15 protein-coding genes and 1 riboswitch are annotated in these 14,275 nt (G+C 54.6%); of the genes, 9 read left to right on the top strand and 6 right to left on the bottom strand.

What is annotated here, in order from left to right; translation table 11 throughout:
* Nucleotides 1-58: 58 nt before the first annotated feature.
* Together hldE and yjeH are read left to right on the top strand one after the other, a co-directional pair.
* Nucleotides 59-1,489: a bifunctional D-glycero-beta-D-manno-heptose-7-phosphate kinase/D-glycero-beta-D-manno-heptose 1-phosphate adenylyltransferase HldE gene (hldE, locus tag JOE25_RS17410; protein WP_209637276.1), complete on the top strand. Its 1,431-nt coding sequence runs from the start codon at nucleotides 59-61 to the stop codon at nucleotides 1,487-1,489.
* 122 nt (nucleotides 1,490-1,611) lie between these two features.
* Nucleotides 1,612-2,865 carry an L-methionine/branched-chain amino acid transporter gene (gene yjeH / locus JOE25_RS17415; RefSeq protein ID WP_209637278.1) on the top strand — a complete coding sequence of 418 codons (1,254 nt, stop codon included), beginning with the start codon at nucleotides 1,612-1,614 and terminating at the stop codon, nucleotides 2,863-2,865.
* Between the two features lie 29 nt (nucleotides 2,866-2,894).
* Here yjeH and ubiK read toward each other — a convergent pair whose 3' ends face one another.
* A complete protein-coding gene (gene ubiK / locus JOE25_RS17420) occupies nucleotides 2,895-3,173 on the bottom strand; it encodes a ubiquinone biosynthesis accessory factor UbiK (RefSeq protein ID WP_209637280.1) in 279 nt (92 codons plus the stop codon).
* A gap of 145 nt (nucleotides 3,174-3,318) precedes the next feature.
* Nucleotides 3,319-3,480: riboswitch (FMN riboswitch) on the top strand.
* 110 nt (nucleotides 3,481-3,590) lie between these two features.
* On the opposite strand from ubiK, the gene ribB reads away from it, so the two are divergent.
* Nucleotides 3,591-4,244, top strand: a complete 654-nt coding sequence (gene ribB, locus JOE25_RS17425) for a 3,4-dihydroxy-2-butanone-4-phosphate synthase (protein ID WP_209637282.1) — start codon at nucleotides 3,591-3,593, stop codon at nucleotides 4,242-4,244.
* Between the two features lie 254 nt (nucleotides 4,245-4,498).
* Complete coding sequence (gene ygiD / locus JOE25_RS17430; RefSeq protein WP_209637284.1) at nucleotides 4,499-5,281, top strand: 4,5-DOPA dioxygenase extradiol; 783 nt, start codon at nucleotides 4,499-4,501, stop codon at nucleotides 5,279-5,281.
* Between the two features lie 14 nt (nucleotides 5,282-5,295).
* Here ygiD and JOE25_RS17435 read toward each other — a convergent pair whose 3' ends face one another.
* Nucleotides 5,296-6,321 (bottom strand): LacI family DNA-binding transcriptional regulator, encoded by a 1,026-nt coding sequence (locus tag JOE25_RS17435; protein WP_209637286.1) that lies wholly within the window; start codon nucleotides 6,319-6,321, stop codon nucleotides 5,296-5,298.
* 214 nt (nucleotides 6,322-6,535) lie between these two features.
* On the opposite strand from JOE25_RS17435, the gene JOE25_RS17440 reads away from it, so the two are divergent.
* The 5 genes from JOE25_RS17440 to JOE25_RS17460 are packed head-to-tail and all read left to right on the top strand — an operon-like array spanning nucleotide 6,536 to nucleotide 10,887.
* Entirely contained in the window at nucleotides 6,536-8,305 is a 1,770-nt protein-coding gene (locus JOE25_RS17440; RefSeq protein ID WP_209637288.1) for a class I mannose-6-phosphate isomerase, read from the top strand.
* Between the two features lie 5 nt (nucleotides 8,306-8,310).
* A complete protein-coding gene (locus tag JOE25_RS17445) occupies nucleotides 8,311-8,739 on the top strand; it encodes a PTS fructose transporter subunit IIA (protein ID WP_209637290.1) in 429 nt (142 codons plus the stop codon).
* Between the two features lie 9 nt (nucleotides 8,740-8,748).
* Nucleotides 8,749-9,243: a PTS sugar transporter subunit IIB gene (locus JOE25_RS17450; RefSeq protein WP_209637292.1), complete on the top strand. Its 495-nt coding sequence runs from the start codon at nucleotides 8,749-8,751 to the stop codon at nucleotides 9,241-9,243.
* 22 nt (nucleotides 9,244-9,265) lie between these two features.
* Complete coding sequence (locus JOE25_RS17455; RefSeq protein WP_153858933.1) at nucleotides 9,266-10,066, top strand: PTS sugar transporter subunit IIC; 801 nt, start codon at nucleotides 9,266-9,268, stop codon at nucleotides 10,064-10,066.
* Nucleotides 10,066-10,887 carry a PTS system mannose/fructose/sorbose family transporter subunit IID gene (locus tag JOE25_RS17460; protein WP_209637294.1) on the top strand — a complete coding sequence of 274 codons (822 nt, stop codon included), beginning with the start codon at nucleotides 10,066-10,068 and terminating at the stop codon, nucleotides 10,885-10,887. Before JOE25_RS17455 ends, JOE25_RS17460 begins: the two co-directional genes overlap by 1 nt.
* A gap of 54 nt (nucleotides 10,888-10,941) precedes the next feature.
* On the opposite strand, the gene JOE25_RS17465 is transcribed toward JOE25_RS17460, so the two are convergent.
* The 4 genes from JOE25_RS17465 to JOE25_RS17480 all read right to left on the bottom strand — a co-directional run bounded on the left by JOE25_RS17465 (nucleotide 10,942) and on the right by JOE25_RS17480 (nucleotide 14,236).
* On the bottom strand, nucleotides 10,942-11,724 hold the full coding sequence (locus JOE25_RS17465) for a glucose-6-phosphate isomerase family protein (RefSeq protein ID WP_209637296.1): 783 nt from the start codon (nucleotides 11,722-11,724) through the stop codon (nucleotides 10,942-10,944).
* Complete coding sequence (locus JOE25_RS17470; RefSeq protein ID WP_209637298.1) at nucleotides 11,717-12,280, bottom strand: glucose-6-phosphate isomerase family protein; 564 nt, start codon at nucleotides 12,278-12,280, stop codon at nucleotides 11,717-11,719. Before JOE25_RS17470 ends, JOE25_RS17465 begins: the two co-directional genes overlap by 8 nt.
* Before the next feature lie 123 nt (nucleotides 12,281-12,403).
* Nucleotides 12,404-13,564: a glutathionylspermidine synthase family protein gene (locus tag JOE25_RS17475; protein WP_209637306.1), complete on the bottom strand. Its 1,161-nt coding sequence runs from the start codon at nucleotides 13,562-13,564 to the stop codon at nucleotides 12,404-12,406.
* A 3-nt stretch (nucleotides 13,565-13,567) separates the two neighbouring features.
* On the bottom strand, nucleotides 13,568-14,236 hold the full coding sequence (locus JOE25_RS17480) for a DUF1190 family protein (protein WP_037416536.1): 669 nt from the start codon (nucleotides 14,234-14,236) through the stop codon (nucleotides 13,568-13,570).
* Nucleotides 14,237-14,275: the final 39 nt, after the last annotated feature.

Consider the following 14,275-nt stretch of genomic DNA (forward strand, 5'->3'; position numbering starts at 1 on the left):
CAAACGTCTGTGGTAATATCTGCGCCACTAAAATTTTGTACTTTTTTGGAGTTATCGGATGAAAGTTACACTGCCTGATTTTCGCCGCGCCGGGGTATTGGTGGTGGGTGACGTCATGTTGGATCGCTATTGGTATGGGCCGACCAGCCGCATTTCACCGGAAGCGCCGGTGCCGGTGGTCAAGGTTGAAACCATTGAAGAGCGTCCTGGCGGTGCGGCTAACGTGGCGATGAACATTGCTTCGCTGGGTGCTAACTCACGCTTGGTAGGCCTGACGGGTATTGACGATGCGGCGCGTGCGCTGAGCGCCAAATTGAACGAAGTGAACGTGCGCTGTGATTTTGTCTCGGTGCCGACGCACCCGACCATCACCAAGCTGCGCGTGCTATCGCGTAATCAGCAATTAATTCGTCTCGATTTCGAAGAAGGCTTTTCTAACGTCGATCCGCAGCCACTGTTGGAACGTATTCAGCAGGCATTGCCGCAGATTGGCGCGTTGGTACTGTCAGATTACGCCAAAGGTGCGCTGAGCCAGGTGCAGAGCATGATCCAACTGGCTCGTGCTGCCAAAGTCCCTGTGCTGATCGATCCTAAAGGATCTGATTTCGAACGTTATCGCGGCGCGACGCTGCTGACGCCAAACCTGTCCGAATTCGAAGCGGTGGTAGGCCACTGTAAAGACGACGCTGAACTGGTTGAACGCGGCATGAAGCTGGTCGCGGATTTTGAGCTTTCTGCCCTGTTGGTGACCCGTTCCGAACACGGTATGACGCTGTTGCAGCCGGGTATTGCACCGCTGCATTTGCCAACGTTGGCGCAGGAAGTGTTCGACGTTACCGGTGCCGGCGATACGGTTATCGGCGTACTGGCGGCGGCACTGGCTGCCGGCAACACACTGGAAGAGTCCTGTTTCCTGGCTAATGCCGCTGCCGGTGTGGTAGTGGGCAAGCTGGGTACGTCTACCGTTTCACCGATAGAACTGGAAAATGCGGTACGCGGTCGGGCTGAAACCGGCTTTGGCGTGATGACCGAAGCCCAGTTGAAAACCGCTGTGGCGCAAGCTCGTCAGCGCGGAGAGAAAGTTGTGATGACCAACGGCATCTTCGACATTCTGCATGCCGGTCATGTCTCTTATCTGGCGAATGCCCGCAAACTGGGCGATCGCCTGATCGTAGCGGTAAACAGTGATGCTTCTACCAAACGATTGAAGGGCGAAACCCGCCCGGTTAACGCCTTGGAAAACCGCATGATTGTACTGGGTGCACTCGAAGCTGTGGACTGGGTGGTGCCTTTCGAAGAAGACACGCCACAACGCCTGATCGCCGATATCCTGCCAGATCTGCTGGTGAAGGGCGGTGACTACAAGCCTGAAGATATCGCCGGTAGCACTGAGGTGTGGGCCAATGGCGGCGACGTCAAAGTGCTGAACTTTGAAGACGGCCTGTCGACCACCAACATCATCAAGGCAATCAAAGACGGACGTGGCTAATTTCGCCTAAATAATTCGAGTGGTATCAAGGTGGCACCGGCTGATTCGCTACGAGGTTGAGCGAGTTACTGGCCATGTGTGCGGATGCCACTTGAAGTATGACGGATAAACGGCGGTGAGCAGTGAGTGGACTGAAGCAAGAGCTGAGTTTGGCGCAGGGCGTTGGGCTATTGTCCACTTCACTGCTGGGTACCGGCGTATTTGCCGTTCCGGCGTTGGCGGCTCAGGTGGCGCAGGGCGATAGCCTGTGGGCGTGGCCGGTGCTGATTGCCCTGGTTTTCCCTATTGCTATTACCTTTGCGGCTCTGGGGCGTCATTTCCCCAGTGCCGGGGGGGCTGCGCACTTCGTCGGCCTGGCCTTTGGTCCGCGCATGGCGAAAGTGACCGGCTGGCTGTTTTTGTCGGTAATCCCCGTAGGATTGCCGGCGGCATTGCAGATTGCAGCCGGTTTTTGGCAGGCCACTTTCGGCTGGAGCGCCAACGGCCTGCTGTTGGTGCAAATTGCCACGCTGGTTGTTATCTGGTTGCTGGGCATGCGCAGTGCCGGTTCCAGCGCCAATATTCAAACGTTGATCGCTATTTTGGTGGTGGCGCTGGTCACCGCTATTTGGTGGCGAGGCGAGATCTCACCGACTCAAATTCCCTGGCCGACGTTCATCGAAATTTCTCCCCCTAATCTGTTCCATGCACTGGCAGTGATGTTCTGGTGTTTTGTTGGTTTGGAAGCGTTTGCGCATTTGGCGACAGAATTCCGTAACCCGGAGCGCGATTTCCCGCGTGCGCTGCTGTTTGGCATGTTGGTCGCCGGGGCGGTGTACTGGGGATGTACCGTGGCGGTATTGCATTTTCACGCCTACGGTGAGCATCAGGCGGCGGCTGCGTCGTTGCCAGGTATTGTGGTGCAACTGTTTGGCCAGCATGCGCTGTGGGTGGCCTGTATCATTGGTTATCTGGCCTGTTTTGCCAGCGTGAATATCTATACACAAAGTTTCGCCCGGCTGGTGTGGTCGCAGGCGCAAGATCGTCCCTCCAGTGCGCTGGCCAAACTGTCCGCCGGGCAGGCACCGGTCAACGCACTCAGCGCAGTGGTCGGCAGCTGCCTGTTATTCACCTTGCTGATTTATACATTGAATCTGCCGCTGGATACGTTGCTGGTGTACGCCAATGGGATCTTCGTGTTCATTTATTTGCTGTGCATGCTGGCGGGCTGTCGGATTCTGCATGGACGTTCGCGCTTAATGGCGCTGACGGGGCTGGTGTTGTGTGTACTGTTGATGGTGATCATCGGCTGGAAAAGCCTGTATGCGCTGGGGATGTTTGCGCTGATTGGGCTGGTATTGCAATTGACGTCGAAGGCAGCGTTGAAACAGCAATAAGGGCGCGGTACTGCGCCCTTATCAATAACTTACTCTGCGTCAGGCTGCGGTGCTACCGGTGCGGCGTTCAGCTTGCTTTCCAGCTCGCTCATACGCTGTTCCAGCAACGCCAGTTTTTCACGGGTGCGCAGCAGCACCTGGGTTTGCACGTCGAACTCTTCGCGGTTGACCAAATCCAGACGGGTGAGCTGTGACTGCAATACCTGACGGATTTTCTTCTCAACATCCTCCCCGAATTCACGCACGCCTTTAGGCATGGACTCATGTACCTGGCGTGCGATCTGTTCAATTTTTTTCGGGTCAATCATGGCGTATCCCTTTCAGAGTTTAATAGCTTTCCCTTAGTGTAATGCGAGTTGCCCGCCGGATAAACCATTAACCGCATTCCCTGACGCTGGCCGAATTGTGCTTTTGCCAATTGCCCTGATTAATCATTAGCGTTATAGTCGAGAGGCTTATTCTCAGGGCGGGGTGCAAGTCCCCACCGGCGGTAAATCACCTGTTACGGTGAAAGCCCGCGAGCGCTCAGCCAATCTCTTGCAGTTTGGTTAGAGGTCAGCAGATCCGGTGTAATTCCGGGGCCGACGGTTATAGTCCGGATGGGAGAGAGTAACGGTATCTGTCGGGTTTGCGCCCGCTTGCGTTATTTTTTTAGCTATTGCTAGCTACTCCTCAAGTTCGCCCTGGTTCTGGTAATCCATAATTTTTTAATGAGGTTTTTTACCATGAATCAGACCCTACTTTCAGATTTCGGCACGCCGGTAGAACGCGTAGAACGCGCTCTTGAAGCATTGCGCAACGGGCGCGGTGTGATGGTGCTCGATGATGAAAATCGTGAAAACGAAGGTGATATGATCTTCGCCGCAGAAACCATGACCGTTGAGCAGATGGCGCTGACCATTCGTCACGGCAGCGGCATTGTGTGCCTGTGTCTCACTGAAGACCGCCGTCAGCAGCTTGAGCTGCCGATGATGGTGACTAACAACTCCAGTCAGTTCCAGACGGCTTTCACCGTGACTATCGAAGCGGCGCAGGGCGTGACTACCGGTGTTTCTGCTTCCGACCGCCTGACCACGATCCGCGCGGCTATCGCTGATAACGCCAAGCCGAGCGATCTGAATCGCCCTGGCCACGTGTTCCCGCTGCGTGCGCAGCCGGGTGGCGTGCTGAGCCGTCGTGGCCATACCGAAGCGACGATTGATCTGGTGGCAATGGCGGGTTTCAAACCTGCCGGTGTGTTGTGTGAACTGACAAACGATGACGGCAGCATGGCGCATGCACCTGAAGTTATCCTGTTTGCCAAACAGCATGGCATGACTGTGCTGACTATCGAAGATCTGGTGGCTTATCGCCAGTCTCACGAACAGAAAGCCAGCTGATATCAGACTGATATTCTGAATATGAAAAAGCCGCGTAATGCGGCTTTTTTGTGCCTGAAAATAATGAACTGATGCTGCCGCTAACGTCGGTAGAAAAACCTGGGAAGTTGCGCAGGCTGATACTGCGGGTTGCTTCTATGGCTTTAATCATTCAAATTTATTGAAAATCATCATCACGGTTATCCGGCTGTGCCGCAGTGACAAACGGCGTAGTCTAGTCCTCAGAATATATTGTGACTAACCAAGGATCCTGTATGAACACCTCTCGTATGCCTGCACTTTTCCTCGGTCACGGTAGCCCGATGAACGCACTGGAAGAAAACCGCTATACCCAGGCATGGCGGCGGCTGGGTCAAACGTTGCCGCGTCCAAAAGCTATCGTCGCTGTTTCTGCCCACTGGTACACCCGTGGCACCGCGGTGACGGCGATGGAAAAGCCGAAAACTATCCATGATTTTGGTGGGTTCCCACAGGCGTTGTTTGATACGCAGTATCCGGCACCGGGTTCACCTGAATTGGCGGCGCAAATCCAGCAACTGCTGGCGCCAGTCAACGTCACCGCAGACGTCAGCGAGTGGGGGTTGGATCATGGTACCTGGGGTGTGCTGATCAAGATGTATCCTGAAGCGGATATCCCGATTGTACAGCTCAGCATCGATGGTACCCAACCGGCAGAATATCATTATGAGCTAGGCCGCAAGCTGGCAGCATTACGTGATCAAGGGGTGATGATCGTCGCCAGCGGCAATGTGGTGCATAACCTGCGGATGGTCAAATGGCAGGGCGAAGCGAGTCCGTATCCGTGGGCAACATCGTTTGATAAATTCGTGCGGGATAACCTGACTTATCAGGGGAATAACCATCCGCTGGTGAATTTTATGCAGCACGAAGGGGCGGCGCTGTCGAACCCAACGCCGGAACACTATCTGCCGCTGTTGTATGTGCTCGGTGGATGGGACGGTAAGGAAGAAATCACCATACCGGTAGATGGCATCGAGATGAGCTCTTTGAGCATGCTGTCGGTACAGGTCGGCTAATTTGCCCCGCCAGCTTAGGCTGGCGTGGCTTTATCGGCAAAACCGCAAGATTCCCGGATCACCAATGACGGTGGCAGAATGATGCGTTTTGGCGGCTCATCATTGCCTTGAATACGGCTGTACAGCAATTCCCCAGCCTTACGGCCAATCTCGCGTGAGGCCACCGATACGGTGGTCAAACCCGGCTGCACCAACGACGCTTCGGTAATATCATCAAACCCAATCAGCGCAAAGTCTCTGCCGATTTGACGGTTGAACTTGCGTAATGTCTGCATCACACCCAACGCAACAATGTCCTGATAGCACAGCGCTGCGGTGATTTCAGGGTGGGCCATCAATAACTGTTCTGCAGCTTTGGCGCCTGAGCTTTGGCTGGCTTCACTGTCTACGATCCATTCCCCTTTTACCCCAATACCCTGTTCAACCAGCTTACTGGTGTAGCCGCCGAGCCGCTGTGCGCGGGTGGTGGAATTGATGGAGCCCCCAATAAACGCGATATGACGGTGCCCCAAATCCAACAGGTGCTGAGTCGCCAATTGGGTACCCAGGAAATTATCAGTGCCGACAAAGTCAAAGTGCGCATCGGCCACCGGGCGGACCACCATGATGGCCGGTATCTTGCGACGTTTCAGTGTTTCAAAAAACAGGGTAGGCGTTTGCCGGGCGGCACACAGCACCATACCGCTGGCACTGTTCTGTAGCAGCGAGTCGACAAACTTTTGCTGTCGGTCAGCCGACTCTTCGCTGTTAGCGAGAAAGAGCATCAACTGATGACGTTCCATCTCCTGGCTCAACCCTGCGGTCATCTCGGCATAAAACGGATTGGTGATATCGTGCAGCAGCAGGCCGACCTGGTTGCTGCTGCGGTTGCGCAGGTTGGCGGCGGTCTGATTATAAACGTAGCCCAGTTCGTCAATGGCGCTCAGTACGCGTTTACGGGTTTCATCCGAAATACGCCCACGGTTGCGCAATACCATCGATACCGTGGCGGTGGAAACTTTTGCATGTGCGGCGACGTCCGCCAAGGTGATTGTGCTCATTTTATGTCCTGTGGGTACTGCCTATCAAACTAAGGTATAACGATTAACCTTAATTTGTAAAATAGCGCAAATAATTCGTGATGGCTGTCACGGGATTTCGGTTTTTTACGCGTTTATTATCGGTTATATGAGGTTAATCTCGTTAATCAGCCTGTTTGAAATGAGGTTAATCGATTAATCTTTTGCCATGTATTCAGTTCATAGGCAGAACAATATGGCAGAGCAACAATATCAGGCTACGCGCTACGACAAGTTCCCGGAAGTGGCCGTCCAGGGGTATGACGACGCCGCCTGGCAAGGTTGGCAGGCGGTGACCGAGGCTGTCAGTCGCAAAGTTACCGCTCTTGGGCTGCGCAAAACGCTGTTGATCGTGGATTGCTACCATGGGGTCAATCTGGCAGAGCTCACAGAGCATTTCATCAATCCTCTGCAACCGGCCTGCAGTATCAACGCCGAGTCGGCCAAATATGATGAACCGCATATTCACGCGATGATAGAGCGTAATTTAACGGATGATCGTGTTTTTGGCGTGCTGTCGTGCCATGAAATGCCCGAATTTTTTGATACTGCGCGTGTACAGCGGTTACGTGACCAGATCGAACGTGTCGATAATGGGCTGGTCGTGGTCTACGGGCCGGGCGCCGCGTTGATCGCCGAAGGGGACGTGCTGGTGTATGCCGATATGGCCCGTTGGGAAATCCAGCAGCGTTTCCGCCGTGGCGAGCTGGGTAACTGGGGTGCGGGCAATGTGGATGAAGATGTGTTACGCCGCTACAAGCGGGCATTCTTTGTGGAATGGCGGGTCTTCGATCGCCATAAAACTCCGTTGCTTCAGCATGCGGATTTTGTACTGGACACGAACCAGGCCGGTAAACCAACGTTAGTGTCCGGTACGGCATTCCATGCCGGATTACAGCAGGCGACTCAACGCCCATTCCGCGTAGTGCCGTTTTTTGACCCCGGTATTTGGGGCGGCCAGTGGATGAAACACCAGTTTGATCTCGACCCGACGGCAGCCAACTACGCGTGGTGTTTTGACTGCGTGCCCGAGGAAAACAGCCTGCTAATGCGTTTTGGTGACGTTCGGGTCGAGATCCCCTCACAGGATTTGGTACTGCTGTATCCGCAGTCTTTACTCGGTGAGCAGGTCCATGCCCGCTTTGGTGCCGAATTCCCCATTCGTTTTGACCTGCTGGACACGGTCGGTGGGCAGAACCTTAGCTTCCAGGTTCACCCATTGACGGAATACATCCAACAGCACTTTGGTATGCATTATACCCAGGATGAAAGCTATTACATTCTTGCCGCTGAGCCGGGGTCTGACGTGTACCTGGGTATAAAAAATGGCACAGACCCGCAAGCGATGATGGCCGATCTTGCCGCGGCCCAACGAGGCGAAAAGGCGTTTGATGATCGGCGTTTTGTTAACCGGTTCCCGGCGCGTAAACACGACCACTTCTTAATCCCTGCGGGGACGGTGCATTGCTCAGGCGCAGGCTCCATGGTGTTGGAGATCAGCGCTACGCCATACATTTTCACTTTCAAATTGTGGGATTGGGGCCGCCTGGGATTAGATGGTCAACCACGCCCCGTGCATCTACGGCACGGCGAGCAAGTGATTAACTGGCAATGTGATACCGACTGGGCAACGAAGCATCTGGTGAACCGCATTGAACCCGTTGCCGAGGGAGAAGGCTGGCAAGAGGAACGGACGGGTCTGCATGAGCGTGAATTTATCGAAACGCGACGCCACTGGTTTAGTGAGCCGGTGCTGCACCATACAGAGGGCCGGGTCAATGTGCTGAACTTGGTCGAAGGCGAAGAGGCGGTGATCGAAAGCCCCGACGGGCATTTTGCTCCCTTTGTGGTGCATTACGCGGAAACCTTTATCGTACCGGCCGCCGTAGGCGCGTATCGCATTCGCCCTCATGGCCGTAGCTTGGGTAAAACCCTTGGCACGATTAAAGCTTGGGTAAGGGGATAAGTATCATGTTGAAAGTGATTGTGATTTCTCATGGCCCAATGGCTGAAGCGCTGATAAGCAGCGCACGTATGGTTTATGGCGAGCTGCCTGGAACCAGCCATGTCGGCCTGAGTGAAAACGCCGGTATTGAGGCTTTTAAACACGATTTTGCTGTCGAACTGCGCCGGGTGAGCACCGGCGCGGAGGGTGTACTGGTGCTGTGCGACATGCTGTGTGGCACGCCCTACAACGTGGCCTGCCGCCACGCTTTTGACCCCGAGACGCCGGTGCCAATGGCCGTGGTAACGGGGGTGAATTTCCCAATGTTGTTGATGAGCGCCGAATTGCTGGAGGGGAAGGATGTTCAACAGGCGGCACAGGAGCTGGTGGCGCAGGGGGGAGAGGCAATAGCCCTTGCCCGTCCGGTACCAACGGCGCAATTGGACGATTTCTGAGGAAAGAATATGGCCATTTCATTTGTACGTATCGACGACCGGGTCATCCACGGTCAGCTGGTAACCCGCTGGGCAAAGGAATTGCCCTGTGACGGCATCGTGGCGATCGATGATGAGGTGGCGGCCGATCCGCTGCTGTCATCGGTGATGAAAGGGGCGGTACAGGACACCAAGGTGTGGTTATTTACCGTACAGCAGGCAATAGAAAAATTGCCGAAAGTGATCGCCAGTGACAAGCAATATTTTGTGATTGGCAAATCTCCGGTCACGCTGCGTAGGTTGATGGAAGCAGGGATAGATCTCAGTAACAGGAACAAGAAGATTAACGTTGGACCTATGTCTGCCCGTAAGGAAACGGTGACGATTGGCCCGAATCAATCAGTGAGTGCCACAGAGGCCGCTGCTTTTGATTTCCTGACCGAACACGGGCATGCCATTGAATTCCGTTTGGTCCCTGACGCCAGTCATTTCAGTTGGTTGGACGCAAAAAAGAAACTCAAATAAGCCTAAACGGCAGGAGTTAACTATGTGGTTTGAAGCGACGCTTATCGGGATTCTGTGTTATCTCGGCGCGCTGAGCAGCCCTTGGCTGCTGGGGCTGACCGGAGGCTGGTATATTCTCAGCCGCCCGTTAGTTTCCGGCATGCTGGTGGGGGCTATTCTCGGCGATGTACAGACCGGCATTATCATCGGTGTTGCGGTACAGGCGGTGTATATCGCCATGGTAACGCCGGGTGGATCGATGCCGGCCGATCTCAACTTTGTGGCGTTCCCGGCGATCGCGCTGGGGATCCTCTCCGGTAAAGGGACGGAGGTGGCGGTCGCGCTGGCGGCGACGATTGGAATCATGGGGACCGTGCTGTTCAATGCCATGATGGTACTCAATTCTTACTGGAATCACCGTGCAGATCTGGCCGTAGAACGCGGAGATGAGCGAGGGATTTACCTCAATAGCGCTATCTGGCCGCAGGTTACCAACTTCCTGCTGCGTTTTGTGCCGACGTTTATCGCCGTCTTTTTTGGGGCGCGTTATATCAACGCCTTTATGGACAGCTTGCCGGCGTTGGTGCTGACCACCATGAACGTGGTGGGGGGTATTCTGCCCGCAGTCGGCATCGCCATTCTTCTCAAACAGATCATTAAAAGCTACAGCATGCTGATTTACTTCCTGGTGGGGTTCATCTGCATTGTTTTCCTTAAGCTGAATATGGTGGCGCTGGTCATCGTCGGCGCGCTGCTGGCACTTATTCACTACAACTATAAGCCAGAGCCACAGGTGGCTGCCGCTCAGGCCGCGCCTCAGGCTGATGATGAGGATGAATTCTGATGGATACGCCAACACCAAAACTGAATAAGCAGGATCTGCGCCGTTGCTGGCGCAGTTGGATGATGTACAACCTGTCATCGATGAGCTTTGAACGCCTGGAATCTTACGGTTTTTGTCTGAGCATGATGCCCGCGTTGAAAAAGCTCTATCAGGACAAGCAACAGCGCATTGAGGCCATTCGCCGCCATACCTCGTTTTACAATACCGAGCCGCAGCTGGGCGCGATTGTTAACGGCATGGTGATTGGATTGGAAGAGAAACGCGCCAACGGCGAGCCGATCGACGGGGAAACCATCAACACGCTCAAAGTGGGGCTGATGGGGCCGGTGGCCGGTATTGGCGACTCGATGGTGCCGGGCATGCTGATCCCGATTTTATTGAGTATCGGCATGGCGCTGGCGGCCGGTGGCAGTGTGATTGGCCCGCTGTTTTACATCATCGCGTTTAGTTTGATCGTCATTCCAGGCTCCTACTGGCTGTTTATGAAAGGCTACCATATGGGTTCCGGCTCGGTGGAGATGTTGGTCAGTAGCAAGTCCTCGCGGCTGCGCGAAGCCCTTTCCCTGTTGGGCGTGTTTGTCATGGGCGGCGTCGCGGCGAGTTACGTCAAACTGGGGACGGGTTTGGAGTTTGTTACCAAAGATGGGGTGAATATTCACCTGCAGCAAATGCTGGACGGCATTTTCCCTAACCTGATGCCGCTGATGGTGGTGCTGGTGACCTGGTATCTGATGGCGAAGCGAGGGCTTTCTCCGGTGAAAGCGATGCTTGGGTTATTAGTGTTGGCAGCGGCCGGTGTAGCCTGCGGTTTGTTCTCGTAAGCTATAGCAATAATGACTGACGCGTAGGGGCGAATAAATTCGCCCCTTTCTCTTTCACGGCTCAAATCGTTGCCATTTTTCTGCTACGTTACCCGGTTTGGAAATGAACTGGAAACGCGCTGGATCGACTTCAAACTGTAGGTACAAAGGGTCGTCGCTCAGACCGAATTCGTGATATTGGCGTGGCCCGATGGCATGTAGCCTACCGGATTGATAGCGCGGGTTTTGCTGCCAGATAATATTATTGCCCTGTAATAACGGATACCACGCCAGCCCTTTGTATGCGCGTACCGCATCATATTCAAAGCCATATTCACGATCGCACCAGGCGGCGAAGGTCAGTGGTTGACCGGGGTCGGCTGAAATTGTGGCGTGCGCCCATCCCGGTGGTACCAGCACTTTCTCGCCAGGGCCGGCATGGACGGCAAAACAGCGGCCAGGATCATGCTCCGCGCGTTCTTGCATATAAATGATCGCCTTCCCTTGCCAGATCTCATACAGCTCCGGCGGCGACCAGCCGCTGTGGGCGCTGATGCGGTGTATATGCCCCTGGCTGCGTACCGGCTCCTGACCCAATTGGCCTTTGGCATAGGTGACAATGCCGAACAACAACATGCGTTTCTTTAATTCAGCCAAATGCCGCTGTTTGGCGACGTCCATGGCGATGGCATAGACCTGTTCTGGTCCGCTGCAGTCCGGATCACGTAACGAACGGCGGATGTGTTCCAACGTCCGAATCTCTGGCAATGGCCCAATCACTTCATCCCCGTAGCCAAACCCCATCGGGTTGTCGTTTATGTGTACATCAAGACCAAATCGCAGCATCGACTCACTCATATTGCGCCTCCGCTTGCCAACCTTCGGCGTTGGCAAAGACCCGCAGCTTGAAGCCCTGGGGTTGCAACGCATCGTAGTTATGACCGGCAACCGTTGGCCAGACGGCCAGCGCAGAGAGTACATCATTACCGGTATTGATCAGGCGGTGAGCGGTAAAGGAAGGGATATGGTGAACGCTGCCGGGGAAAACCTGTTCCAGCACGCAATCACCGTCCCGGTGTTGCAGCAACAACAAGCCCTGACCGCGCAGGCCAAAATAAAATTCAGCCTGTTCAGGGCGCTGATGGAAATGCCCGCGGGTCATAAAGAATTCGTTACCCACCCGGCCCGGTTGTAGGTGAGTGGTACCAACAAACAGCTCGCCTTCTTGCTGGATGGAGGGCAGCATTTCTACCTGATAGACGGCAAGCTCCACAGGCATTGCGCCCCATGCGACGGGATCGGCGAAGATCCCCGCCAAACTGCCCAAGGTTGTGGATTTACGCTGAATATCAGGCGCGGTAAAGCATCCGTTCGCCAGGTTGACCTGTGGTGGAATAATGGACGTCAGTTTCATATCTGGTTGCTCCGCCCGAGGAGAACAGACATATCGAGTATAAAAGGTTAATCGATTAATCACCAGAAGGAAGACATAAAAAAAGCGCGACATTGTCGCGCCTTTTACTCACGAATGTGAGCGTTAACCGAGAATAATATGCGGGTAGAAACGCGACAGATCCTGGGTGATCATTTCGCGGTCTTCACGCAGACCGATACCGCAGGGTTGATCGTCAACTAGCCAACTGCCGATCAGCGTATAGCTGCCTTCGAACTGGGGCAGTGGGTGGAACTGCTGCACGATCATGCCTTCTTCACCGTAAGGGCCGTCAACGCGTGCCACTTCCTGACCGTTTTGCACGATCTGGATATTAGCGCCTTCGCGTGAGAACAGTGGCTTGGTCACGTAGTGATCGAGCTGTGGGTGCTCATCTTGTGCAAAGTATGCTGGCAGCAGGTTTGGGTGATCCGGGAACATTTCCCACAGCATTGGCAACAGTGCCTTGTTGGAGATAATGCTTTTCCACGCCGGCTCCAGCCAGCGCACGCCAGCATCTTCCAGCTTGGTGGAAAAGATCTCGCGCAGCATGAATTCCCACGGGTAAAGTTTGAACAGGTTACCGATGACCTGGTCTTGCAGGTCGGTAAACTGGCCTTTTTCACCCAGACCAATGTCTTCCATAAACAGGAATTCGGTCGGGACTCCCGCTTCCAGCGCACAATCTTGCAGGTATTGCACGGTACCGCGGTCTTCCTCGCTGTCCTGACAACAGGCCAGATGCAGCAGGCCAAAACCGTGGTGTGCTTTCAGATCGGCGAAACGTTCGATCAGTTTTTCCTGCAGGCTGTTGTATTGATCGGACTCCGGGCTGAGATTGCCGGCGTTGATCTGATCTTCGAGCCACAGCCATTGGAAAAAGGCCGCCTCGTACAGCGAGGTAGGCGTATCGGCGTTGTTTTCCAGCAGCTTGGGTGGGTTAACACCGTCGTAGGCCAGATCAAGACGCGAATACAGTGAAGGCTGGTTAGTACGCCATGAGCTGCGCACGAAATCCCAGGTGTGTTTCGGGATGCAGAACTTGGCCATCAGCGCATCGCTGCCGATCACTTTTTCTACGACCTGCAGACACATCTGGTGCAATTCAGCAGTGGCGCTTTCAATCTCTTCAATCTGCGCCAGCGTAAATTGATAATAGGCATCCTCACACCAGTACGGTTCGCCGTACATGGTGTGGAAGCGGAAGCCGAATTCGGTGGCTTTTTCGCGCCAGTCCGGACGCTCGGTAATCGCAACGCGTTTCATGTATTAGCCGCCCATACTGCGAGAGCTGGAGTTGGAGGTTGCGCTGCTGCGTTGCATGCTGCTTTGCTTGGCTACGGACTCACCAAAGCCACCGCGGGTAACGGTATTTGTCACTGCTGGTTTTGGCGCCATTGCGGTTTTTGGTACCGTCATGGTGCGGCCGCCGGCGGTGGCTGGGCCGTAACTCTTACCGGTCGCGTCAACGAACTTACCGTTGGCCGGGCTGGCGGCGTTTTTAGATGTGAACAGCGGCTGCTGAGCAAAGCCGGAACCGCCCATCATACGGCCCATCATGTAACCTGCCATCAGTGGCATCCAGAAGCTGCCGCTGCTCTGTGATTCAGCGGCCATGCCGGCCTGTGCCGGAGCCGGTGCCTGAGTACACTGAGCTTCACCGAACTCGGCGACGCAGTCTTCACGGGTGGCGTATTTTGGCGCGGTTTTTGCGGCTTCTTTCAGGGCGTTATTATAGGCGGTGGTGCACTGCTCGCTCATGGAAGGGTTGGTGCGCGAACAGTCGTCGGCATTCTGATACATCGAGACCGTTTCATCGCTTTTCTCGCAGCCGGCCAGCATAAAGACTGCGCTGATCGCCAAGGCTACGGGCGCAACACGGTAGTTGCGCCAGGATTTGCGGAACGTCTCTTGGTTGATGTTTTTTGTCCGTTTCATCGTTATTAATCCCATCAGTCGGGCTGTTTTCGCCCTTTC

The sequence above is a fragment of the Serratia sp. PL17 genome, assembly GCF_017832355.1.
Lineage (GTDB): Bacteria > Pseudomonadota > Gammaproteobacteria > Enterobacterales > Enterobacteriaceae > Serratia.